We start from the raw sequence: 22603 nt of genomic DNA, 5'->3' as shown, positions 1-22603 counted from the left end.
ATATATTTACCTGTGTCAGATCATAAAAAATATAAAAATCAATGTTGATGTTGTGGATAAACTAGCTTCATAATGGCAGTCTTAACTTGGATTTGATGCTTAATTTCTGCTCTATTTTGGTGAGCGGGAATATTATTGGGGGTTGCCGTGTATTTGTCGGTTTGGCAAAGCTGTCTTTACGTTTTACAAGATGAACTGCCATCACAACAATTTAGTATGTGGGTGCGTCCGCTACAGGCAGAAAGCACTGAAGATACCCTCACTATTTATGCGCCTAACCGCTTTGTGCTTGATTGGGTGCGTGAAAAATACCTAAACCGTATTAACGAGTTATTAATTGAGATTTGTGGTGACGAAGCGCCGGAATTGCGTTTTGAAGTTGGCAGTACGGTTAATATTAGCAAACCCGCTGCACCACAAACACCTGCGCAAGAAAAAGCAGCCGTTGAAGCGCCCGTTAAAAAAGAAAACAAAGTGCCTGTTGAGCCTGCACCTAAAAACATGCCTAAATCAAATATCAAAGAAAACTATACCTTTGATAGCTTTGTTGAAGGTAAATCGAACCAACTAGCAAAAGCTGCGGCAACGCAGGTTGCTGATAACCCTGGCTCGGCCTTTAATCCTGTTTTTATATATGGTGGCACAGGTTTAGGTAAAACCCACTTATTACATGCAGTGGGTAATGGCATCTTAGATAAAAAAGAGAATGCAAAAATTGTTTATATGCATTCTGAGCGTTTTGTACAAGATATGGTAAAAGCGCTGCAAAATAATGCGATTGAAGAATTTAAACGTTACTACCGTAGCGTTGACGCATTACTTATCGATGATATTCAGTTTTTTGCTAATAAAGAACGTTCACAAGAAGAGTTCTTTCATACCTTTAATGCATTATTAGAAGGTAACCAACAAATTATTTTAACCTCAGACCGCTATCCAAAAGAAATTGAAGGGGTAGAGGATCGCCTTAAATCGCGATTTGGCTGGGGTTTAACCATTGCGATTGAGCCGCCAGAGCTTGAAACGCGCGTTGCCATCTTGATGAAGAAGGCACAGCAAAGTCAAATTAAATTACCTGAAGAAGTAGCATTTTTTATTGCCAAGCGTTTGCGTTCTAACGTACGTGAACTAGAAGGGGCGTTAAACCGCGTAATTGCCAATGCTAACTTTACCGGTAGGCCAATTACTATCGACTTTGTAAAAGAAGCGCTGCGTGATTTACTAGCGCTACAAGATAAACTGGTAACGATCGATAATATTCAAAGAACAGTAGCAGAGTACTACCGTATTCGCGTTTCTGACTTATTATCAAAACGTCGCAGTCGTTCAGTTGCAAGGCCACGCCAAGTCGCAATGGCTTTATCAAAAGAATTAACCAATCACAGTTTGCCTGAAATCGGCGATGCGTTTGGCGGACGAGATCATACAACCGTGCTACATGCATGTAGAAAAGTGAAGTCACTTCGTGAAGAATCTCACGAAGTAAAAGAAGATTATCAAAACTTGATTAGAACTTTGTCATCTTAGGACGAGTACAGCATGAAAATTACTATTTCGCGCGAGCAATTTTTACAACCTTTAATGCAGGTTTCAGGGGCGATTGAGCGCAAACATACGTTACCGATTCTATCTAATGTGTTGTTAGAGGTAAAAGAAGGTGTACTTTATTTCACAGGTACCGATCTTGAAATAGAACTTGTAGCAAGTGTGGTATTAGCCGAACCTGTAGCAGACTGTAAGCTTACATTACCGGCTAAAAAGCTATTAGATATTTGTAAGAGCTTGCCTGATGGTTCTGATATCACGCTTACTATTCAAGATGCACAAGTTTTACTTACGTCTGGAAAAAGTCGTTTTTCACTCGCGACATTAGCGGCAGAAGACTTTCCTAATTTAGAAAACTGGGACAGCGAAGTAACCCTTAACCTAACGCGTTTAGAACTTAGAAAACTACTTGAAAGCACAAGTTTTTCTATGGCAAATCAAGATGTCAGATATTATCTGAATGGTATGTCACTGGAAATCGAAAACGATGTAGTTAAAACGGTTGCAACCGATGGTCACCGTTTAGCATTAGCGCAAAAGCATTAGAAGCATCACTTAATACTCAACGTCAGGTGATTATTCCACGTAAAGGCGTACAAGAAATTATGCGCTTATTGATTGCTGATGATGAAGTTGTTGAAATTCAGTTAGGCGCTAATCATGTTCGTATTATCGACCAAGCATTTATCTTTACATCTAAATTAGTTGATGGTCGTTTCCCTGATTATCGTCGCGTATTACCACGTGGTGGTGACAAACAAATTGTGGCTAATCGCGAGTGGTTACGCAGCGCATTTGCCCGAGTATCGATTCTTTCAAACGAAAAATTCCGCGGTGTAAGGTTAAACCTTACTTCAGGCGAGTTAACGATTTCTGCCAATAACCCAGAGCAGGAACAGGCGGAAGAAACCGTAGAAGTAATGTACCAAGGCCCTGATTTAGAAATTGGTTTTAATGTGTCGTACTTATTAGAAGTATTAAATACCATTAAAACCGACGACGTTTTATTTACCTTACTTGATTCAAACAGCAGTGCATTAATTGAAGGACAGGGCGACGAAGGCGCCATGTACGTTGTAATGCCGATGCGTTTATAGTGGTTGGAGTAAGTATAATTAAATGAGCTTAGTTACCTTTAATGTTTCAAATTTTCGTAATATTGAAGCGCTAAGCTTTGAACCCTCTCCTGAAGTTAATGTGATTATTGGCGAGAATGGCAGCGGTAAAAGTAGTTTACTTGAAGCCATTTATTTTCTGTCTCACGGTAAATCCTTCCGCACTTCTAAATTTAAAGCTGTAATTCAACATCAAAAAAATGCCATGGTACTGCATGGTAAAAAGCAATTTAACAGCCTACAAATCCCTGTGGGGCTGCAAAAAGAACGCTCTGGTGATACGCTGGCAAAAGTGCATGGAAAGCGCTGTGAACGTATGGCACAGCTTGCAGAGGTGCTTCCTGTTCAAGTGATTACCCCAGAAAGTTTTGAGCTGTTTTTTGGTGGCCCAAAAGAGCGCCGTCGCTTTTTAGATTTAGGATTGTTCCACGTGGAACAAGAATTTTATTATCATTGGTATCGTTTTAATAAATTATTGAAACAACGAAATGCGCTGTTAAAGCAAAAACCACATGGATTTGAGCAACAAATTCAGTTCTGGGATAAAGAATTTGTAACAATCGCGACAAAGATAAATACACTTAGAACCACATATATAACTAGGTTATCTAACCTGTTTTTTGATAAGATAGCTAGTCAGATTGAATTATTTAAAAGTCTTACTTTTGATTTTTCTCCAGGTTGGAAAGCTGAAGATGATTTAGCCGATCAACTGAGTAAAAACTTTGAAAGAGACGCAAAACTGGGTTACACCAGTAAAGGCCCTCATAAAGCCGATATCAACTTTTTAATTGACGGTATCGCAGTTGATAATTATTTGTCACGAGGGCAGTTGAAGCTTTTAATGTATGCGCTAAAGATTTGTCAAAATAGCCTGATTGAAAGTGAAACAGATAAACAATCACTTTTTTTAATTGATGATTTACCGTCTGAATTAAGCAGTGAAACAAAACAAGCTGTAAGTGAGTTGCTCGCTCATTCAAATTCTCAGCTGTTTATAAGCGCTATTGATTACGACAGTATTTCAGCTGTGGTGGAACCTCTAAATAAAAATATGAAAGTGTTCCACGTGAAACATGGCAAACTAATAACAAGTTAATTGGAAGAAACCATGTCTGAAAATTACGATTCGTCGAGTATTAAAGTACTAAAAGGACTGGATGCAGTAAGAAAGCGTCCTGGGATGTACATAGGTGACACGGATGATGGAACGGGTCTTCATCATATGGTGTTTGAAGTCGTTGATAACTCAATTGATGAAGCATTAGCAGGCTTCTGTGATGATGTTTATGTAACTATCCACTCTGATGGTTCTGTATCGGTACGCGATAATGGTCGTGGTATTCCGACAGAAATTCACGAAGAAGAAGGTGTATCTGCAGCTGAAGTTATTATGACGGTACTTCACGCTGGTGGTAAATTCGATGATAACTCATATAAAGTATCGGGTGGTTTACACGGTGTAGGTGTTTCAGTAGTAAATGCACTTTCTGAAAAGCTAAAACTAACCATTCGCCGTGAAGGTAAAATTCACGAGCAAATTTATAATATGGGTGAACCTGCTGCGCCATTAGCGGTAGTGGGTGAGTCAGAAACCAACGGTACTGAAATTCGTTTTTGGCCAAGCTCAGAAACATTCAGTGATGTAAACTTCCATTACGATATTCTTGCAAAGCGTTTACGTGAACTTTCATTCCTAAACTCAGGTGTGAGTATCATTCTTGCTGATGAGCGTGATGAGAAGAAAGACCACTTTAAATATGAAGGTGGTATTCAAGCGTTTGTTGAATTCCTAAATACCAATAAAACACCGGTTAACCAAAATGTTTTCCACTTCACTTCAACACGTGAAGAAGACGGTATTAGTGTAGAAGTAGCAATGCAGTGGAACGATGGCTTCCAAGAAGGTATTTACTGCTTCACAAATAACATTCCACAACGTGATGGTGGTACGCACTTAGCGGGCTTTAGAAGCGCCTTAACGCGTACATTAAATACGTATATGGAAAAAGAAGGCTTTAATAAGAAAGAGAAAAGCAGTGCATCAGGTGACGATGCCCGTGAAGGTTTAACTGCGGTTATCTCTGTTAAAGTACCTGATCCAAAATTCTCATCTCAGACGAAAGACAAGCTTGTATCAAGTGAAGTTAAATCGGCTGTAGAGCAAGCTATGGGTGAAAAATTAGGTGAATACTTATTAGAAAACCCACAAGATGCAAAAATTGTAGTTACTAAGATTATTGATGCGGCGCGTGCGCGTGAAGCGGCACGTAAAGCGCGTGAAATGACACGTCGTAAAGGTGCAATGGACTTAGCAGGTTTACCAGGTAAATTAGCGGACTGCCAAGAAAAAGACCCAGCACTTTCTGAACTATATATAGTGGAGGGTGACTCAGCGGGCGGTTCGGCTAAGCAAGGTCGTAACCGTAAGAATCAGGCGATTCTACCGCTGAAAGGTAAAATTCTAAACGTTGAAAAAGCACGTTTTGATAAGATGCTATCTTCGCAGGAAGTTGCAACGCTAATCACAGCATTAGGTTGTGGTATTGGCCGCGATGAATATAACCCTGAAAAACTGCGTTATCACAGTATTATTATCATGACCGATGCCGACGTCGATGGTTCGCACATTCGTACGTTACTATTGACCTTCTTCTATCGTCAAATGCCTGAGATTGTTGAGCGTGGTTACGTATATATTGCTCAGCCACCACTTTATAAAGTGAAAAAAGGCAAGCAAGAGCGTTACATCAAAGATGATCCAGCGTTGATTGAATACTTAACAACATTGGCGTTAGATAACTCTTCGCTATACGTTAATGAAGATGCGCCTGCAATTAAAGATACAGCGTTAGAGTCATTAGTTAAAGATTATCAAGCGACCGAAACAATTATCACGCGCCTAACACGCAAGTATCCATTAAGTGTGCTTAACTCATTAGTTTACTCAGCTAAAATTAATGAAGCAGATTTAGCGAACGAAGCGCACGTGCGTGAGTGGACGGATAATCTTGTTGCTTACTTAACGGAAAAAGATACCGACGCTACTTTATTCACGGCGCAAGTGAAGAAAGATGAAGAGCGTAACTTGTTCTATCCAAATATTGTAATTCGTCAGCACGGTGTAGACCGTGAGCATGTACTGAATTACGAATTCCTAACGTCTCGCGATTATTTAGCAATTGCGAAAACGGGTGAGCAAATTGGCAACCTAATTGAAGAAGGTGGCTATATTCAACGTGGTGAAAAGACCCTACAGGTTTCAAGCTTTGTTGAAGCGCTTAACTGGTTAATTGCTGAATCTAAACGTGGTTTATACATTCAACGATACAAAGGTCTTGGTGAGATGAACCCAGATCAGCTTTGGGAAACTACAATGGACCCTGAAGTACGCCGTATGTTGAAAGTAACTATTGAAGATGCGATTGCAGCTGACCAATTATTCTCGACGTTAATGGGTGACCAAGTTGAGCCGCGTCGTGAGTTTATCGAACAAAACGCGCTTAAAGTTGTGAACTTAGATGTTTAGAATATAGTGAATATTTTTCATAAAAGGGCCTAAATGGCCCTTTTTTATTGGCTGTAAATCAACAAATCGCTTAAAACCTGTTTGCTGCCGCGGTATACTGTGGCGTAATTTTTCAGATTAAAATATCAGCTAAAGCCAATGCAAAAATACGATATCAAAACCTTCCAGGGAATGATCCTAGCATTACAGGATTACTGGGCACAAAACGGCTGTACTATCGTTCAGCCACTCGATATGGAAGTAGGTGCGGGTACATCGCATCCAATGACATGTTTGCGTGCACTTGGCCCAGAGCCAATGTCTACCGCATACGTTCAACCGTCACGTCGTCCAACTGATGGTCGCTATGGTGAAAACCCGAACCGCCTTCAACATTACTACCAGTTTCAAGTAGCGTTAAAACCGTCGCCAGATAACATTCAGGAGCTTTATTTAGGCTCTTTAGAAGTTTTGGGTGTTGACCCATTAGTGCACGATATTCGCTTCGTAGAAGACAACTGGGAAAACCCAACGCTAGGTGCTTGGGGTCTTGGTTGGGAAGTGTGGTTAAACGGTATGGAAGTAACTCAGTTTACTTACTTCCAACAAGTAGGTGGCCTTGAATGTAAGCCTGTAACAGGTGAAATCACTTACGGCATTGAGCGTTTAGCGATGTACATTCAAGAAGTAGATTCAGTATATGACCTAGTTTGGAACCATGCGCCAGATGGTAGCAAGGTTACTTACGGTGATATTTTTCATCAAAATGAAGTTGAACAATCGACTTATAATTTTGAACACGCTGACGTTGATTTCTTATTTAGCTTCTTTGACCAATGTGAAAAAGAATCACAAGAATTATTGGCGCTAGAAACACCGTTACCACTTCCGGCATACGAGCGCATCTTGAAAGCGGCGCACGCATTTAACTTATTAGATGCACGAAAAGCAATTTCAGTGACAGAACGTCAACGCTATATTCTTCGTATTCGCAACCTTACTAAAGCAACTGCTGAAGCGTATTACGCATCGCGTGAAGCGTTAGGTTTCCCAATGTGTAAAAAAAGTGGTGAGGAGAAGTAATCATGGCAAAAGAATTTTTAATTGAATTAGGCACTGAAGAACTACCACCAACACAGCTTCGTACGCTAGCTGAAAGCTTTGCATCAAATTTTGAAGCAGAATTAAAAGCTGCTGAGTTAAGTCATGAAGGCGTAAAGTGGTTTGCTGCACCGCGTCGTTTAGCGCTAAAAGTAGCGGCACTTGCTGAGTCTCAATCTGACAAAGTAGTTGAAAAACGTGGCCCGGCAATTTCAGTTGCATTTGATGAAGACGGAAATGCGACAAAAGCGGCACAAGGTTGGGCGCGCGGCAATGGTATTACTGTTGAGCAAGCTGACCGTTTAAAAACAGAAAAAGGCGAGTGGCTTTTATTCAAACAAGAAGTAAAAGGTAAAGCGACTAGCGAAATTATCGTTGAGCTTGCAGCGCAAGCGCTTGCTAAATTACCGATCGCCAAGCCAATGCGTTGGGGTAATAAAACAACGCAATTTATTCGCCCAGTTAAAACATTAACAATGTTAATGGGTAACGAGTTAGTTGCGGGTGAGATTTTAGGTGTCGCATCAGATAGAACTATTCGTGGTCACCGCTTTATGGGTGAACAAGAGTTTACCATTGATTCTGCCGAGCAATATCCTGCTATTTTAGAAGAGCGCGGTAAAGTAATGGCTGATTACGAAGAACGTAAAGCGATTATTCTTGCCGACGCACAAAAAGCAGCGCAAGCTGTAGGTGGTATTGCGGACTTAGAAGAAAACTTAGTTGAAGAGGTAACTTCGCTGGTTGAATGGCCTGTTGTACTGACGGCTAAGTTTGAAGAAGAGTTCTTAAAAGTACCTTCAGAAGCACTTGTGTACACCATGAAGGGTGATCAGAAATACTTCCCAGTTTACGACGAAAACAAAAAGTTATTACCTAACTTTATCTTTGTTTCAAACATTGAATCAAAAGAGCCTCGTTACGTAATTGAAGGTAATGAAAAGGTTGTTCGTCCTCGTTTAGCGGATGCTGAGTTCTTCTTTAATACTGACCGTAAACGCCCGTTAATCGATCGCTTACCTGAGTTAGACCAAGCTATTTTCCAAAAACAGCTTGGTACCATTAAAGATAAAACTGACCGCATTACCGAGCTTGCTGGTTACATTGCTGAACAAATCGAAGCAGACGTTGAAAAGTCTAAGCGTGCAGGTTTACTGGCAAAATGTGACCTTATGACATCTATGGTATTTGAATTTACCGATACGCAAGGTGTTATGGGTATGCACTATGCAACGCACGACGGTGAAGATGCGGAAGTGGCGAAAGCACTTTACGAGCAATACATGCCGCGTTTTGCAGGTGACGAGTTACCAAGCACAGGTGTATCAGCGGCAGTTGCGATGGCTGATAAGCTCGATACGATTGTGGGTATCTTCGGTATTGGTCAAGCACCAAAAGGTTCAGACCCATTTGCGCTACGCCGTGCATCACTAGGTGTATTGCGTATTATTGTTGAAAAGGGCTATAACCTAGACTTAGTAGATTTAATTGCAAAAGCAAAATCGCTATTTGGCGATAAGCTTAGCAATGACAATGTTGAATCTGATGTAATTGATTTTATGCTTGGTCGTTTCCGTGCTTGGTATCAAGATGAAGGCTTTAGTGTTGACATTATTCAAGCAGTATTGGCACGTCGCCCAACTAAGCCAGCAGACTTTGATCAACGCGTTAAAGCGGTATCTCACTTCCGTGAATTAGACTCAGCAGAAGCGCTTGCAGCGGCTAATAAGCGTGTAGGTAATATCTTAGCTAAGAATGAAGCAGAACTTGCAGAGACTGTTAATGAGAGCCTATTAGCTGAAGACGCTGAAAAGCAATTAGCAGAGAAAATTGCGCACTACCAAGTGGAACTAGCTCCGGCATTTGCGGCACATGATTACCAAACTATTTTGGCAAGTCTTGCAGATTTACGTGAAGTAGTTGATACCTTCTTTGATAACGTAATGGTAATGGCTGACGACGAAGCTGTGAAACTAAATCGTTTAACAATGCTGAGTCAGTTAAGAAGTTTATTCTTACAAGTAGCGGATATTTCACTGTTACAAAAGTAAGCAAAACGCACAGAAAAAGCCGGTGTAATCACCGGCTTTTTTATTTTAAAGCCACTTATTCTGTATTTAGCTTAGTTATAGCGGAAATATTCGCAACAGGTACAAAAGCCGCTTGCATAAAATTATACGATATTTAGTATAGTAATTAAGCTTAGAAAATCGCGGATAACAACAATGAAAAAAGCATCACTTACAATTATGGCAGCAGCAAGTTTAGTGCTCGCTGGTTGCTCAAGCACAGACGATAGCCTGTTAGATCAAACAAGCAATGTTGGTAATGTAGATACTACGCTTTATTTACGAGGTGACTTCACTCTATGGGAAGCACAAAAGGCGTATCAGCTGACGCAGCAAACTGCGAATGTTTTTAGCACCAAAGTTAAATTTGGCACAATTGGTAAAGCATACGAATTTAAAGTAGCAGATGCGAATTGGACGCAAGGTTACAACTGCGGTTTTAAAAACGAAGACTTAGATAAGTTTTTAGAAATTGGTATTCCAGTACAAGCAAACTGTGACAGCGTTTATAACTATTTCAGTTTTACACCTTATGAAGCGGGTTGGTACGAAGTATCAATTAACTTCCGTAATAAAAGTACACCGCTGGTAACAATTAACCAAATTTTCGAGTAAGCAACTAAGCAAAATTAAGCTAGCTCTACGACTTAACGACGAGCAATAAAAAAGGGCATTTAAAGCCCTTTTTTTATTAAATATTTATATGGTTCATTTTCCACTTCTTGTGCCAGCAAGGTGTGATCCATAAAACGACAAAATGAGGGAATGTCGCGGGTTGTTGATGGGTCATCTGCGATCACTACTAAAGTTTCACCGTGCTGCATTTTTCGAATTGCACCACGCACCATCATTACCGGTTCAGGGCATCGTAAACCAATTGCATCAAGAGTATGGTCTGCATTTGAAAAATCAGTCATGAAAATTTAGCCCTGTTAAAAAGTAGAGGCGGAATTGTAGGTGGCTAAGCGTGTGATGTAAACCATAGCAAAGAAAAAAGGCGCTGCTCTTTCGAGACAGCGCCTTATCACCAAGAATAAATCGGTTCTTGTTTAAATCTTACGGGCGTTCAAAAATAGTTGCGATGCCTTGGCCTAAACCAATACACATAGTTGCAAGACCATATTTTGCGTCTTTGTCTTCCATAAGATTAATAAGTGTTGTGCTGATACGTGTACCTGAACAACCAAGTGGGTGACCAAGTGAAATAGCACCACCGTTTAGGTTAACTTTTTCGTCAACCACATCGGTTAAACCTAAGTCTTTAAGTACCGGTAATGCTTGTGCTGCAAATGCTTCATTAAGCTCTGCTACATCAATATCATCAATGGTTAAGCCAGCTGCTTTTAATGCCTTTTTAGAAGCAGGAACAGGACCGTAACCCATAATTGATGGATCGCAACCAGCAACACCCATAGCTTTTACTTTTGCACGAATAGTTAAGCCAAGTTCGTTAGCTTTTTCTTCGCTCATAATAAGCATTGCAGATGCACCATCTGAAAGCGCTGATGATGTACCCGCTGTTACAGTACCATTTGCTGGGTCAAACACAGGGCGAAGCTGTGATAGGCCTTCTACAGTTGTTTCAGGACGAATCACTTCATCGTCTTCAACTAAAATCATTGCACCGTCAGCATCGTGGCCAGTAATCGGGTAGATTTCATTTTTGAAACGACCTTCAACGGTTGCTGCGTGAGCGCGTGCATGCGAGCGTGCTGCAAACTCATCTTGTTGCTGACGAGAGATGCCATGCTGCTTACCTAAGTATTCAGCAGTTAAACCCATCATGCCTGCAGCTTGTGCTACTGATTTTGATAAACCTGGGTGAAAGTCAACGCCATGGTTCATTGGTACGTGACCCATATGCTCAACACCACCAACTAGGTAAACATCACCACAGCCAGTCATAATTGCGCGTGCTGCATCATGTAATGCTTGCATTGATGAACCACATAAACGGTTAACCGTAGTTGCGGGTACGCTATGAGGAATACCTGCTAGAAGCTGCGCATTACGCGCAACATTAAAACCTTGCTCTAGGGTTTGTTGTACACAACCCCAGTAGATATCATTAATATCAGCTGGATTTAATGCAGGGTTACGTTCAACTAACCCTTTCATTAATTGTGCACTTAAATCTTCGGCACGTACGTTTCTAAAAACACCGTTTTTAGAACGACCCATAGGGGTACGAATACAATCAACAATTACTGGTGTTTTCATATTATGCACCCTCTACTGAATAAAATTGACGACCTTCTTCTGCCCACTGACGCGTGATATCAGAAACTTGGTAAATCGCACCTAAGTGTGCGTATTGATCCGCTTTTGCTACAAAGTTAGCTAAACCAATTTGGTCTAAATAACGGAAAGCACCACCTCGGAATGGAGGGAAGCCTAAGCCGTAAATAAGTGCCATATCAGCTTCTTGTGGTGAAGCAACAATGTTTTCTTGTAAGCACAGAAGCACTTCGTTCAGCATAGGGATCATACAACGGTCGATGACTTCTTCTTTGCTAAATTCTTTTGGTGCATCGCAAATAGCGCTTAGTAGCTCAATTGCATCCGCATCTTTTGCTTTCTTAGGTTTACCTTTACGGTCTGGTGCGTATTGGTAGAAACCTTTACCATTTTTCTGACCAAAACGACCTTCTTTAACAAGCAGAGCAACTGGATCTTTTTCTTGTTCAGCCATACGTTCAGGGAAACCGTCTGCCATTACACCTGTACAGTGATTTGCTGTATCAAGACCAACAACATCAAGCAGGTAAGCAGGGCCCATTGGCCAGCCAAACACGTTTTCCATTACTTTATCTGCTTTCGCAAAATCTGCACCTTCAACCACTAATTGGTTAAAGCCGGCAAAGTAAGGGAAAAGCACACGGTTAACAAAGAAACCTGGGCAGTCGTTTACAACAATCGGTGACTTACCTAATTTTAATGCGTAATCAACAACGGCATTAATGGTTTCGTCAGATGTTTTTTCACCGCGAATAATTTCAACCAGTGGCATACGGTGCACAGGGTTAAAGAAGTGCATACCACAGAAATTTTCTGGTTTTTCAAGTGCACTTGCTAATTCATCAATACGAATTGTTGAAGTATTTGATGTTAGTACTGTGCCTTCAGGCATGTCTTTTTCTAGTTGAGAAAGTACCGCTTGTTTAATCTTTGGATTTTCAACAACCGCTTCAACAATGATGTCAGCTTTTTTAACATCGTCATCGCTTAGCGTTGGTTTGATTGCGCCTAAAGTTGCAACCATTTGCTCAAGCTTCATATGACCGCGTTGAACTTTATTGCCAAGCAGTTTTGATGCTTCTTGCATACCAAGATCAAGTGCAGCTTGGTTTATGTCTTTCATGATGATTGGCGTGCCTTTATAAGCAGATTGGTATGCAATACCACCGCCCATAATACCTGCACCCAATACCGCAGCTTGCTTAATTTCAGTCGAGCTGTTTTTAGCAAGTTTGCGTGCTTTAGACTTAATAAATTGGTCTGCTAGGAAAATACCCACTTGCGCAGCTGCTTCATCAGTTTTAGCTAGCTTAGCAAAGTTCATATTCTCAATTGCCATTGCTTCTGCACGGCCGTGGTTTGCAGCAGCTTTAATTGTTGCAACAGCCATCAGCGGAGAAGGGTAATGGCCTTTTGTTTTACCAAATACCATGCCTTGCGCTGTTGCAAAGCTCATGCCTTGCTCCATTTGGTTCATTGCTAGCGGGTCTAACTTCGCTTGGCGTTTTGCTTGCCAATCAAGTTTACCGTTTGCAGCAAGTTCAACCATTTTAATTGCTGAATCGACCAGTTTTTCTTTTGCTACAACGGCATCAACAGCACCCACAGCAAGCGCTTGCTTAGCACGGTGTTCTTTACCTGTTGTAATCCAAGTCATCGCATTATCTGCACCGATAATACGTGGTAGACGAACAGTACCACCAAAGCCTGGCATAATGCCCAGTTTAACCTCTGGTAAGCCCATTTTTAACTCTTCACTTGCTACGCGGAAGTCAGTAGCAAGTACCCATTCACAACCACCACCAAGGGCCATGCCATTGATTGCTGAAATCGTTGGGAAAGGTAAATCTTCGAGTAGGTCGAAAACGTCAGTGGCATTTTTAATCCACTGAGTTAGTTCTTCTTCAGATTTTTTAAAGGTAGGTAAAAATTCAAAAATGTCAGCACCAACAATAAAGTGATCTTTATCACTGGTGAAAATCATACCTTTAATGTCTTTGTTAGCAGCTAGCTCTTTTAATGCAGCGCCGCAGTCGCTAAGAGTTTGCTGAGAAAGCTTATTTACTGAGCCTGGAACACAGAACTTAAACTCAGCAATGTTGTCTTTAACAAAAGCAACCTGAAAAGATTCGCTTTGAAATAGCATATTATTGCTCCCTAATTTCTCGCACCACAACTGGTACGATGAGTTTGGTTTTTACGCAGTGTCGCTTCTTTGCGATTAAATTGCAATTAAAATTTTAGTTGGCTTTTTACATAAGATTAAAAACTGGACAAAAAAATTAACGTAAGTGTTGTCAGTGGTCGTATCAATAAGGGGATTAAGCTTAAAAGGCTGACGTTTAGGTTTGCATTGATTAAGATGGCATTACTGCAGTTAGCGTAAACGCTAGAATTATGCAGCGCATTTTTAAATTTATTTAAATAGATAACCACAGCGCCTTTTATTTCTGTGGTAAAGAGAGCAAAACAGTGAAAAAATCAGTGATTTTAACAGCGCTTGTTAGCTTGGTACTTTCTTCTTCAGCGTTGAACGCAAGCGCGGATAAAGCCGCGCACAAAGACTTCTTGGCACTTGAAAAACTCGCCAATAAAAATGATAAGCGTGATTTTTATCGCGCATTAAAACAGTCGTCACATCCGCTAGCACCTTATGCTGAGGCCACTTATCTTGCTAATTCCCCATGGCTTGCTAACCAGCAAGAAATTAAAAAGTTTTTAGATACCTATCAAGGCACTCCACTTGAGTGGAAAGTGCGTTACGCATGGTTAGATAATTTAAAGAAAAGTAATAAAAAAGCACTTTATATCGACGCTTACCGTCCGACCAGAAAAGCGGAGTATCAATGTACCTATCTAAACTATCAGTTACAACTTGGTGCACCCAAAGAGGCCATTTTTAACCAAGTGGATGAGCTTTGGAGCGTAGCTAAATCACAGCCTAAAGAATGTGATGTGCTTTTTTCAAAATGGAAAAAAGCAGGGCATTTAAATCAAGAACTGGTGTGGCAACGTATTACCAAAGTATCGGAAAAAGGCAATACCAGCTTGCTAGCTTATCTGAGTCGTTTGCTACCGAAGAACGAGCGCTACTTAGCTGATTTGTATAAAACAGTAAGACGAGATCCATCCGCGGCCGCCGGGCTTTATCGCTTTAAAAAACGTACCGACAAGGAAGGCCAAATAGCACTTTATGGCGTTAAGCGTTTGGTGTGGCGCGACCGTGATTTAGCTATTCGTGCATGGCAAAAGCTTGAAACCATGTTCGATTATACCGAGCAACAAAAACAGTCGTTGTATTATATTTTTGCGCTTTCGTTGGCGTCGGGAAAACATAAAGAAGCAAAGTTTTACTTAAATAAAGTGGCGCCAGAAAGACACGATAGCAAGCTAATGCAATGGCAGCTTAGTAATATGTTGCGCGAGCAAGACTGGCAAGGGGTTATTGCCTATTCAACGGGTAAAACACTGAATAACGGTTATCGCTACTGGTTGGCATATGCATATCATAAGATTGGTGACGCACAGCGAGCAAATCAGTTATGGAAAGAGCTAGCCCAAAAGCGCGATTACTACGGCTTTTTAGCGGCGTCACGGTTAGATTTAGCGGTTTCGCTTGAATACCAACCTGTGGTTGTTGATCCTCAAAAGCAAAAACTTGTTAGTGAAAGCCCTGGTTTTAAACGAGCAAAAGCATTGTATGAATTAGATCGTTTTTATTCAGCGCGCCGTGAATGGAATTCGCTAATTGCAGGCTCTACCGATGATGAAAAGCTAGCGGCAGCCAGTTTAGCGAATGATATGGGGTGGCATGATAGTGTTATTCGCGTGATGAGCCAACTAAAGGCTTACAATATGCTTGATTACCGTTTTCCTACGCCTTACAGCGATCAGTTTGAGCGTTTTAGTAGCCGTAGTAAGGTTGATAAAACATGGGCTTATGCGATTTCACGACGTGAAAGCTCATTTGCCTCAGATGCTCATTCAAGCGCTGGGGCAATTGGTTTAATGCAGTTATTGCCAAGCACCGCACGCTACGTAAATAAAGGCAGCGTCAGCCGTAATCAACTTAAAAAGCCTCATATTAATATTCGCTTGGGTACGCAGTATCTCAAGTATTTAAAGAAAAAAAGTAAAGGTAACGAGGTGATTGCGACAGCCTCATATAATGCGGGTTATCACAAAGTGAAACGTTGGTTACCTCAAGAAGCGGTCGATTTTGATCTATGGGTTGAAGCAATACCGTATCGTGAAACACGTGAGTACGTAAAAAATGTTTACGCTTATCGTCAAGTGTATGCAACGCGCTCAGGCAATAAAGAAAACCTATTTGATGAACTCATTTCAATGAAAATCAAAAGGTAGTTTTGGCAAATATATTGCTAATCAATTTACAGAGTAAGTGTTCTCGATTTTTGTCCACCCCTTAAGAATGGTGGGCCAAGATGATACACTTGTTTTTAGAACACACTGAACTGGATTAATAATGGATAAACTTTCAACAACTTATGCAGCGCATATAGCAACCTTACAGTCACGTACCAAAGATGTTTTAGCGCGTGAAGGACTTGATGGTCTGATCATTCACTCAGGTCAAGCAAAACGCCAATTCTTAGATGATATGGATTACCCATTTAAAGTAAATCCGCAATTTAAAGCTTGGCTACCTGTGATTGATAATCCTCATTGCTGGTTAGTGGTAAACGGCGTTGATAAGCCAAAATTGATTTTCTATCGTCCTGTAGATTTCTGGCATAAAGTGCCAGATGAGCCAAGTGACTTCTGGGCTGAATACTTTGATATTTGTTTATTAAAATCTCCAGAACAAGTTGAGCAATTACTGCCTTATGATAAAGAAAGGTTTGCTTATATTGGTGAATACATTGAAGTAGCGAAAGCATTAGGGTTTAACGCAATTAATCCTGAAGGTGTTTTAAACTACTTACACTACCACCGTGCTTATAAAACAGATTACGAGCTAGTATGTTTACGCGAAGCAAACCGTTTAGCAGTACTTGGCCATACAGCGGCGCGCGACGCATTTTTTGCAGGTGGTTCGGAGTACGATATTCAGCATGCGTATCTTGTTGCAACGCAACATACTGAAAACCAAATGCCTTATGGCAATATCGTTGCCCTTAACAAAAACTGCGCGATTTTACATTACACTCACTTAGATATTGCGAAGCCCGATCAACATTTATCATTTTTGATTGATGCGGGTGCAAACTTCAACGGTTATGCGGCTGATATTACGCGCACTTATGACTTTAAACAGCAAGGTCAGTTTGCAGAGTTAGTGAGTGCGATGAATGCGCATCAACAAGCTTTATGTGAAGGGTTAAAGCCAGGCATCAAGTATGGTGAGCTTCATTTAGACTGCCATCAGCGAGTAGCGCAAGTTCTAAGTGACTTTAATATTGTTAACTTATCGGCTGATGCTATTGTTGAAAAAGGCATCACGAAAACCTTCTTCCCACATGGTTTAGGCCATCATTTAGGTTTACAAGTTCATGATATGGGTGGTTTTATGGCAGATGCTCGCGGTACGCATCAAGCGCCACCTGAAGGTCATCCGTTCTTACGTTGTACTCGCTTAATTGAAGCAAACCAAGTGTTTACCATTGAGCCTGGGCTTTACTTTATTGATTCATTGTTAGCAGATTTGGCGCAAACAGATAACAATCAGTATATCAATTGGCAAACAGTTGAAGCATTTAAACCATTTGGTGGAATCCGCATTGAAGATAATGTGATTGTGCACCAAGACCGCAATGAAAATATGACACGCGATTTAGGTTTAGCTTAATCTAATTAGCAAGTGATACACTTTAAGGAGCCATTCGGCTCCTTTTTATTTTGTAAATTATGACTCAAGAATACCAGTACCCAGCGACACGAACCTTGTATCGTGAAGAAATTAAAAAAAGCACGTTTATTGTGCACATTGCGCATACGCCAACCATTGCCGATGCGAAAGCGTTTATTAAAAGTATCAATCTAGAATACCCAGATGCACGTCACAACTGTTGGGCACATGTCGCGGGCGAGCCTGGTGGCAGCCATGTATTGGGTTTTTCTGACGATGGTGAACCCAATGGCACGGCGGGCAAGCCAATGTTGAATGTTTTGATGGGCTCAGGGCTTGGTGAAATTACCGCGGTAATTACGCGTTATTTTGGTGGCATAAAGTTAGGCACGGGTGGGTTGGTGCGAGCTTATGGTGGCTCGCTTAATAATGCGTTAAGTGACATAGAGCTCTTAACTCGCGTACCTATGGTGACATTACTTGGCGAATCAAGTTATGCGTTGCAAGGTGTCATTGAGCAGCATATTAATAGCCAGTTTAGTGGTAGTAGTATTGAGAAAGAATTTTCCGCCAATATTGCATGGCAAATTGCTATTGATGAGCGAAATGCAGAGCAAGCGATAAAAGATATTTATGAAATATCCAATGGTGCTGTTGAGTTAAAAGTAAAACAGTAAGAGAATAGCTTAAAATAGCTCGTTTCTTACTCTTGCAATGCAATACAGAACAATAATTAAAATTTTAGGGCAGTTAGTTGCCTTATTTAGTATCACCATGATCCCGCCTGCGCTCGTTTCGCTTATTTATAAAGATGGTGGTGGTGTGCCGTTTGTTCTGGCATTTGTCTTCAGTATTATTATTGGCTTAATAGCCTACTACCCAAACCGAAAGCAAAGAGGGGACTTAAAAGCCCGTGAAGGCTTTTTAATTGTGGTGTTGTTTTGGTTGGTACTGGGCAGTTTTGGTTCGTTACCACTGATCTTTTTAGAAGAACCTAATTTATCTATAGCGGATTCTGTTTTTGAGTCATTCTCAGGTCTCACCACCACAGGGGCGACTGTTCTAACGGGTATTGAATATTTACCGAAAGCAATTTTGTTCTATCGCCAGCAACTACAATGGTTGGGTGGTATGGGTATCATCGTACTTGCCGTTGCTGTACTGCCGATGCTTGGGGTGGGTGGTATGCAGCTTTACCGCGCTGAAACACCGGGGCCTGTGAAAGACTCGAAAATGACCCCGCGCATCGCCGATACAGCAAAACACCTTTGGTACATTTATGTATCACTTACCGCGGCCTGTACTTTGGCGTATTGGGCGGCAGGTATGAATTGGTTTGATGCTATTTGTCATGCCTTTTCGACTATAGCGATAGGGGGCTTTTCGACCTATGATGCGTCAATTGGCCACTTTAATAGCCCGCTAATTAATATTATTTGTGTGGTGTTTTTATTAATCGCGGCTGTGAACTTTTCACTGCATTATGCGGCAGTTGCAAATAAAAACTTTCGTGTTTATTGGCGCGACCCAGAGCTCAAAGTATTCCTATTTATTCAAACATGTTTAGTGCTTTTGTGTTTCTTTGTGCTTACTTCTGCAGGTATTTATACCTCGACCGATCAGGCATTTGACCAAGCACTTTTCCAAGCTGTTTCAATTAGTACGACGGCTGGCTTTGCCACCGATAGCTTCTCGCAGTGGCCGCTGTTTTTACCAATTTTGCTGATCTTTTCAAGCTTTATTGGTGGCTGTGCGGGCTCAACAGGTGGCGGCATGAAAGTAGTGCGCGTGTTTCTGTTGTACTTGCAAGGTATTCGCGAGTTAAACCGCTTGGTACACCCACGTGCAATTTATTCTATTAAGCTTGGTCGCAAAGCCTTACCTGATAAAGTAGTCGAAGCTGTATGGGGCTTTTTTTCCGCGTATGCTTTGGTATTTGTCATCATTATGCTGTGTTTATTAGCAACTGGAATGGACAACATCACGGCATTCTCAGCAACTGCCGCATGCTTAAATAACCTAGGCCCAGGCTTAGGCGATGTAGCAGCGCACTTTGGTGATATCACCGACACAGCAAAGTGGATTTTGACACTCGCTATGGTGTTTGGCCGACTCGAAATCTTCACATTACTCGTATTATTCACCCCAACATTCTGGCGTGGATAAGGCTCGTCTTGAGGCTTGCGAGTGCGCGCAGCAAGACTAGAGCCGAATGTGAGCCCTTGGACGGGCGAACCGGAATATAGCGTCAGGAAGACTTAGTATTTATGTTGCCGATTCCAGACCGAAACGAAGTTTAGGCCGCTCATTTACATCCATGTAATTGCGGCATTAGTATGTCCTGTACGTCACAGCTGGTCGAACGCGAGAAAGGGATTTCGAGCCGGAATATCGCGTCAGGACGACTCAGTTTTTCAGTGAACGCTCGGATGGGGGAGCAGCAAATCACTTCAAGGACACATGAAGCTATTAAGTTAAAACAGAGATAAAAACAAAAAAGAGCGCCATTGACGCTCTTTGATTCTGGTTTAAATGTACTCTGTTAATTAACGCGGCTGAATCGTTAATGGCTCAAGTGTGATGGTTGCATTTGAGCTAGCGCCTTTGTGATTTGAATAGCGTTGACCTTCAAATAGAGTGTAATACACATCTACATAGTCATCATCATTGGTAAACCATGAGTCAGGCATTGCTGCTAGTACTTTATTGGTTAACTGTGGGATGATGGCATAGCCTTGTACTTCAGGGTCTGGAATCGCTTTAAGAATCTCGGTTGCAACGTCAAGTAAGCGGCTCGCTAGTTCTTTATAGTTTGTGTTGTCATCCTGTTCCATCATTAAAATATCAGCAGCTTGCCAACGGTAGCGGTCCCAATAAATGATAATTTGATTAGGGTTATAGGTAGTGCCATCGTAATCAAGATAAGGCATATCGACAATATCTAGTACTGGCTCATCACGAGACGGACTCACACCAGTAACAATGCTATACACTTCCGCTTTACCTGATATCCATGGTTCTTCATCATCTTGTAAATGAATGGATTTAAGCACCGAGGTTTGAATTGGACTCGTGGTTGATTGAGTTGTTGAATTCAATGCTAATTTTGGTTCGCTGCTAAATGGTTTCAGCGCTTTTTTTAGTACTGAAATGCCTTCCGATAACGCTTGTTTGTTGTCTAGCTCAACAATTAACACAGGGCGTTCAGGTAGTTCATTTACGGGTAAGTGATAGGTGTTACCTTGGGTATCAAATGCTTCAATAAATTGCCATGATTTCTCATTACCCGCTGGAGCCCATGCAAATAAAGGTGTTTCAGACATTAACGAGTTAAGCATGCTGGAGTCAGCAACTCTTAGCTGGGTAATTGAGCTAGGGTTATACGGTAGACCTTTTGCCGATCGAATGCGAGTTTCAACTTGTTTAAGAGTTTGAATCTCTTTGTTTGCTAACGACAGCTCAGAAGTCTCAATGGTTAAATCATAACTTGATGTTGATGCTAAAATGCTTGGTTTTAGCCTTGCGTAGTTTTCTGCAAATGACAGTGCTAGAGCGCGTTTTTGCTCAGCGATTTGTACTGAATGCTCTTGACTTGTCGTTTCCATTGCTGCAGCGCTAACAAATGGTAGTGCGAGTGCACTCAGTAGCAACGATTTTATTTTTTTATTCATTCACTTGTCTCCAATAGTAGTATTACACATTCATGTGTACCCCTATTAGCTCCAAGTTAGAGTAAATAGTCAATAATGTAACGAAAGGTTAATAAATAAACAGAAATTATAATGAAATGCTTATAAATAAACCTTTGTAATGAAGTGCTATCTTTACTTTAAATTTATAAGAAAATAGCACTTACTTGGAACAGTTTTTCAACTACGTGAATTTGCTTTTTATCGATAAGGAACATAATGACGTGGTCACCAGAGAGGATCACTGTATCGTCATGGGCAATTAACACGTCATCGTTTCGGACGATTGCACCAATGGTTGTGCCTGCTGGTAATTTAATGTCTTGAATCGCTCTGCCGACAACTTTCGAGGTGTTTTCATCACCATGCGCAACCGCTTCAATTGCTTCTGCAGCGCCTTTACGCAGCGAGTATACGTTAACAATATCACCGCGTCGGACATGCGTTAGCAAGGCTGAAATAGTTGCTTGTTGTGGAGAAATAGCAATATCAATTTCACCACCTTGCACTAGGTCAACGTATGCGCCACGTTGAATTAACACCATGGTTTTTTGTGCGCCCATGCGTTTTGCTAGCATGGCAGACATGATGTTTGCTTCATCGTCGTTAGTAACGGCAATAAACACATCAACTTGTTCGATATGCTCTTCTGATAACAGTTCTTGGTCTGATGCATCGCCACAAAAAACCACGGTACGATCAAGTCTGCCTGATAAGTACTCTGCTCGTTCTGGGTTGCGTTCAATTAGTTTTACGCTGTGGCTTTTTTCTAGCGTGCGGGCGAGACCCGCACCGATATTACCGCCACCTACAATCATTATTTTTTTGTACGATTGTTCAAGTTTTTGCAGTTCACTCATGACCGCGCGAATATGTTTCGTTGCTGCAACGAAAAAGATTTCGTCATCGGCTTCAATTACGGTAGTACCAAGCGGTTTAATTGGTCTACCTTTTCGGTAAATTGCAGCAACGCGTGTTTCCACATTAGGGATGTGTTTTTTTAGTGCTGATAGTGCATAACCAACAAGTAAACCACCGTAATACGCTTTTACCGCTACTAGTGATAGTTTACCTTCGGCAAATTGCAGTACTTGCAGTGCCCCTGGGTAGTCAATTAAACGATGAATGTAACGGGTCACCAGTTGTTCTGGTGCAATGTAGTGATCAACCGGTAGGTCATGATTATGGAATAGCTGCTCTTTGTATTTGAGGTATTGCTCAGAGCGAATACGCGCTATTTTTGTTGGCGTATTAAAAATACTGTAAGCGATTTGACAGGCAATCATATTAACTTCGTCAGAGCTAGTAACGGCGATAATCATATCGGCATCTTCTGCACCTGCTTGGCGTAATATTTCAGGGTGAGCGCTGTGGCCTGATACGACTTGCAGGTCATATTTGTCCTGTAATACGCGTAGCTTTTCTCGATTAATATCAACCACGGTGATTTCGTTTTTCTCACCGACAAGGTTTTCTGCTAAGGTGCCGCCAACTTGTCCGGCACCTAAAATGATAATTTTCATACTGTC

General features: G+C 41.3%; 15 protein-coding genes and 1 pseudogene. 11 read left to right on the top strand and 5 right to left on the bottom strand.

The window, feature by feature from the left end; translation table 11 throughout:
• Positions 1-147: 147 nt before the first annotated feature.
• The 7 genes and pseudogenes from dnaA to C2M30_RS19590 all read left to right on the top strand — a co-directional run bounded on the left by dnaA (position 148) and on the right by C2M30_RS19590 (position 9953).
• Entirely contained in the window at positions 148-1527 is a 1380-nt protein-coding gene (gene dnaA / locus C2M30_RS19620; RefSeq protein WP_105173028.1) for a chromosomal replication initiator protein DnaA, read from the top strand.
• Positions 1528-1539: 12 nt separating this feature from the next.
• Positions 1540-2642: pseudogene (gene dnaN, locus C2M30_RS19615) on the top strand (DNA polymerase III subunit beta).
• Between the two features lie 22 nt (positions 2643-2664).
• Positions 2665-3759 carry a DNA replication/repair protein RecF gene (recF, locus tag C2M30_RS19610; protein ID WP_105173027.1) on the top strand — a complete coding sequence of 365 codons (1095 nt, stop codon included), beginning with the start codon at positions 2665-2667 and terminating at the stop codon, positions 3757-3759.
• A 12-nt stretch (positions 3760-3771) separates the two neighbouring features.
• On the top strand, positions 3772-6189 hold the full coding sequence (gene gyrB / locus C2M30_RS19605) for a DNA topoisomerase (ATP-hydrolyzing) subunit B (protein WP_105173247.1): 2418 nt from the start codon (positions 3772-3774) through the stop codon (positions 6187-6189).
• 138 nt (positions 6190-6327) lie between these two features.
• A complete protein-coding gene (gene glyQ / locus C2M30_RS19600; protein ID WP_010561306.1) occupies positions 6328-7251 on the top strand; it encodes a glycine--tRNA ligase subunit alpha in 924 nt (307 codons plus the stop codon).
• Positions 7252-7253: 2 nt separating this feature from the next.
• Complete coding sequence (gene glyS / locus C2M30_RS19595) at positions 7254-9320, top strand: glycine--tRNA ligase subunit beta (RefSeq protein WP_105173026.1); 2067 nt, start codon at positions 7254-7256, stop codon at positions 9318-9320.
• Positions 9321-9494: 174 nt separating this feature from the next.
• Positions 9495-9953, top strand: coding sequence for a hypothetical protein (locus tag C2M30_RS19590; RefSeq protein ID WP_234004806.1), 459 nt, complete (start codon positions 9495-9497; stop codon positions 9951-9953).
• Positions 9954-10012: 59 nt separating this feature from the next.
• Here the strand turns inward: C2M30_RS19590 and tusA are convergent, their stop codons facing one another.
• The 3 genes from tusA to fadB form a co-directional block, all read right to left on the bottom strand.
• Positions 10013-10255, bottom strand: coding sequence for a sulfurtransferase TusA (tusA, locus tag C2M30_RS19585; RefSeq protein WP_010561303.1), 243 nt, complete (start codon positions 10253-10255; stop codon positions 10013-10015).
• A 139-nt stretch (positions 10256-10394) separates the two neighbouring features.
• A complete protein-coding gene (gene fadA, locus C2M30_RS19580; RefSeq protein WP_105173025.1) occupies positions 10395-11558 on the bottom strand; it encodes an acetyl-CoA C-acyltransferase FadA in 1164 nt (387 codons plus the stop codon).
• A gap of 1 nt (position 11559) precedes the next feature.
• Entirely contained in the window at positions 11560-13722 is a 2163-nt protein-coding gene (gene fadB / locus C2M30_RS19575; protein ID WP_105173024.1) for a fatty acid oxidation complex subunit alpha FadB, read from the bottom strand.
• A gap of 326 nt (positions 13723-14048) precedes the next feature.
• Between fadB and C2M30_RS19570 the strand changes: the two genes are divergently transcribed.
• The 4 genes from C2M30_RS19570 (at position 14049) to C2M30_RS19555 (ending at position 19551) form a co-directional block, all read left to right on the top strand.
• Positions 14049-15941: a transglycosylase SLT domain-containing protein gene (locus C2M30_RS19570; RefSeq protein WP_105173023.1), complete on the top strand. Its 1893-nt coding sequence runs from the start codon at positions 14049-14051 to the stop codon at positions 15939-15941.
• A 121-nt stretch (positions 15942-16062) separates the two neighbouring features.
• Positions 16063-17385 (top strand): Xaa-Pro dipeptidase, encoded by a 1323-nt coding sequence (gene pepQ / locus C2M30_RS19565; protein ID WP_105173022.1) that lies wholly within the window; start codon positions 16063-16065, stop codon positions 17383-17385.
• Positions 17386-17444: 59 nt separating this feature from the next.
• A complete protein-coding gene (locus tag C2M30_RS19560) occupies positions 17445-18062 on the top strand; it encodes a YigZ family protein (protein WP_105173021.1) in 618 nt (205 codons plus the stop codon).
• A 37-nt stretch (positions 18063-18099) separates the two neighbouring features.
• On the top strand, positions 18100-19551 hold the full coding sequence (locus C2M30_RS19555) for a TrkH family potassium uptake protein (RefSeq protein WP_010561297.1): 1452 nt from the start codon (positions 18100-18102) through the stop codon (positions 19549-19551).
• A gap of 380 nt (positions 19552-19931) precedes the next feature.
• Here the strand turns inward: C2M30_RS19555 and C2M30_RS19550 are convergent, their stop codons facing one another.
• The gene (locus C2M30_RS19550) at positions 19932-21056 is read right to left on the bottom strand and encodes a DUF3103 family protein (protein ID WP_105173020.1); all 1125 of its coding nucleotides are present in this window, start codon (positions 21054-21056) and stop codon (positions 19932-19934) included.
• 164 nt (positions 21057-21220) lie between these two features.
• Positions 21221-22597 (bottom strand): Trk system potassium transporter TrkA, encoded by a 1377-nt coding sequence (trkA, locus tag C2M30_RS19545; protein ID WP_010561295.1) that lies wholly within the window; start codon positions 22595-22597, stop codon positions 21221-21223.
• Positions 22598-22603: the final 6 nt, after the last annotated feature.

This window comes from Pseudoalteromonas sp. T1lg24 (genome assembly GCF_002964745.1).
Taxonomy (GTDB): Bacteria; Pseudomonadota; Gammaproteobacteria; order Enterobacterales; family Alteromonadaceae; genus Pseudoalteromonas; species Pseudoalteromonas spongiae.
This window is presented reverse-complemented; position numbering and strand designations above follow the sequence as displayed.

Bases quoted from the DNA above. Each gene is read 5' to 3' on its own strand.
- glyQ (WP_010561306.1), top strand. From the start codon at position 6,328: ATGCAAAAATACGATATCAAAACCTTCCAGGGAATGATCCTAGCATTA.
- gyrB (WP_105173247.1), top strand. From the start codon at position 3,772: ATGTCTGAAAATTACGATTCGTCGAGTATTAAAGTACTAAAAGGACTG.
- fadB (WP_105173024.1), bottom strand. From the start codon at position 13,722: ATGCTATTTCAAAGCGAATCTTTTCAGGTTGCTTTTGTTAAAGACAAC.
- pepQ (WP_105173022.1), top strand. From the start codon at position 16,063: ATGGATAAACTTTCAACAACTTATGCAGCGCATATAGCAACCTTACAG.
- C2M30_RS19550 (WP_105173020.1), bottom strand. From the start codon at position 21,056: ATGAATAAAAAAATAAAATCGTTGCTACTGAGTGCACTCGCACTACCA.
- C2M30_RS19555 (WP_010561297.1), top strand. From the start codon at position 18,100: ATGCAATACAGAACAATAATTAAAATTTTAGGGCAGTTAGTTGCCTTA.
- C2M30_RS19560 (WP_105173021.1), top strand. From the start codon at position 17,445: ATGACTCAAGAATACCAGTACCCAGCGACACGAACCTTGTATCGTGAA.
- recF (WP_105173027.1), top strand. From the start codon at position 2,665: ATGAGCTTAGTTACCTTTAATGTTTCAAATTTTCGTAATATTGAAGCG.
- trkA (WP_010561295.1), bottom strand. From the start codon at position 22,597: ATGAAAATTATCATTTTAGGTGCCGGACAAGTTGGCGGCACCTTAGCA.
- fadA (WP_105173025.1), bottom strand. From the start codon at position 11,558: ATGAAAACACCAGTAATTGTTGATTGTATTCGTACCCCTATGGGTCGT.
- glyS (WP_105173026.1), top strand. From the start codon at position 7,254: ATGGCAAAAGAATTTTTAATTGAATTAGGCACTGAAGAACTACCACCA.
- tusA (WP_010561303.1), bottom strand. From the start codon at position 10,255: ATGACTGATTTTTCAAATGCAGACCATACTCTTGATGCAATTGGTTTA.
- C2M30_RS19590 (WP_234004806.1), top strand. From the start codon at position 9,495: ATGAAAAAAGCATCACTTACAATTATGGCAGCAGCAAGTTTAGTGCTC.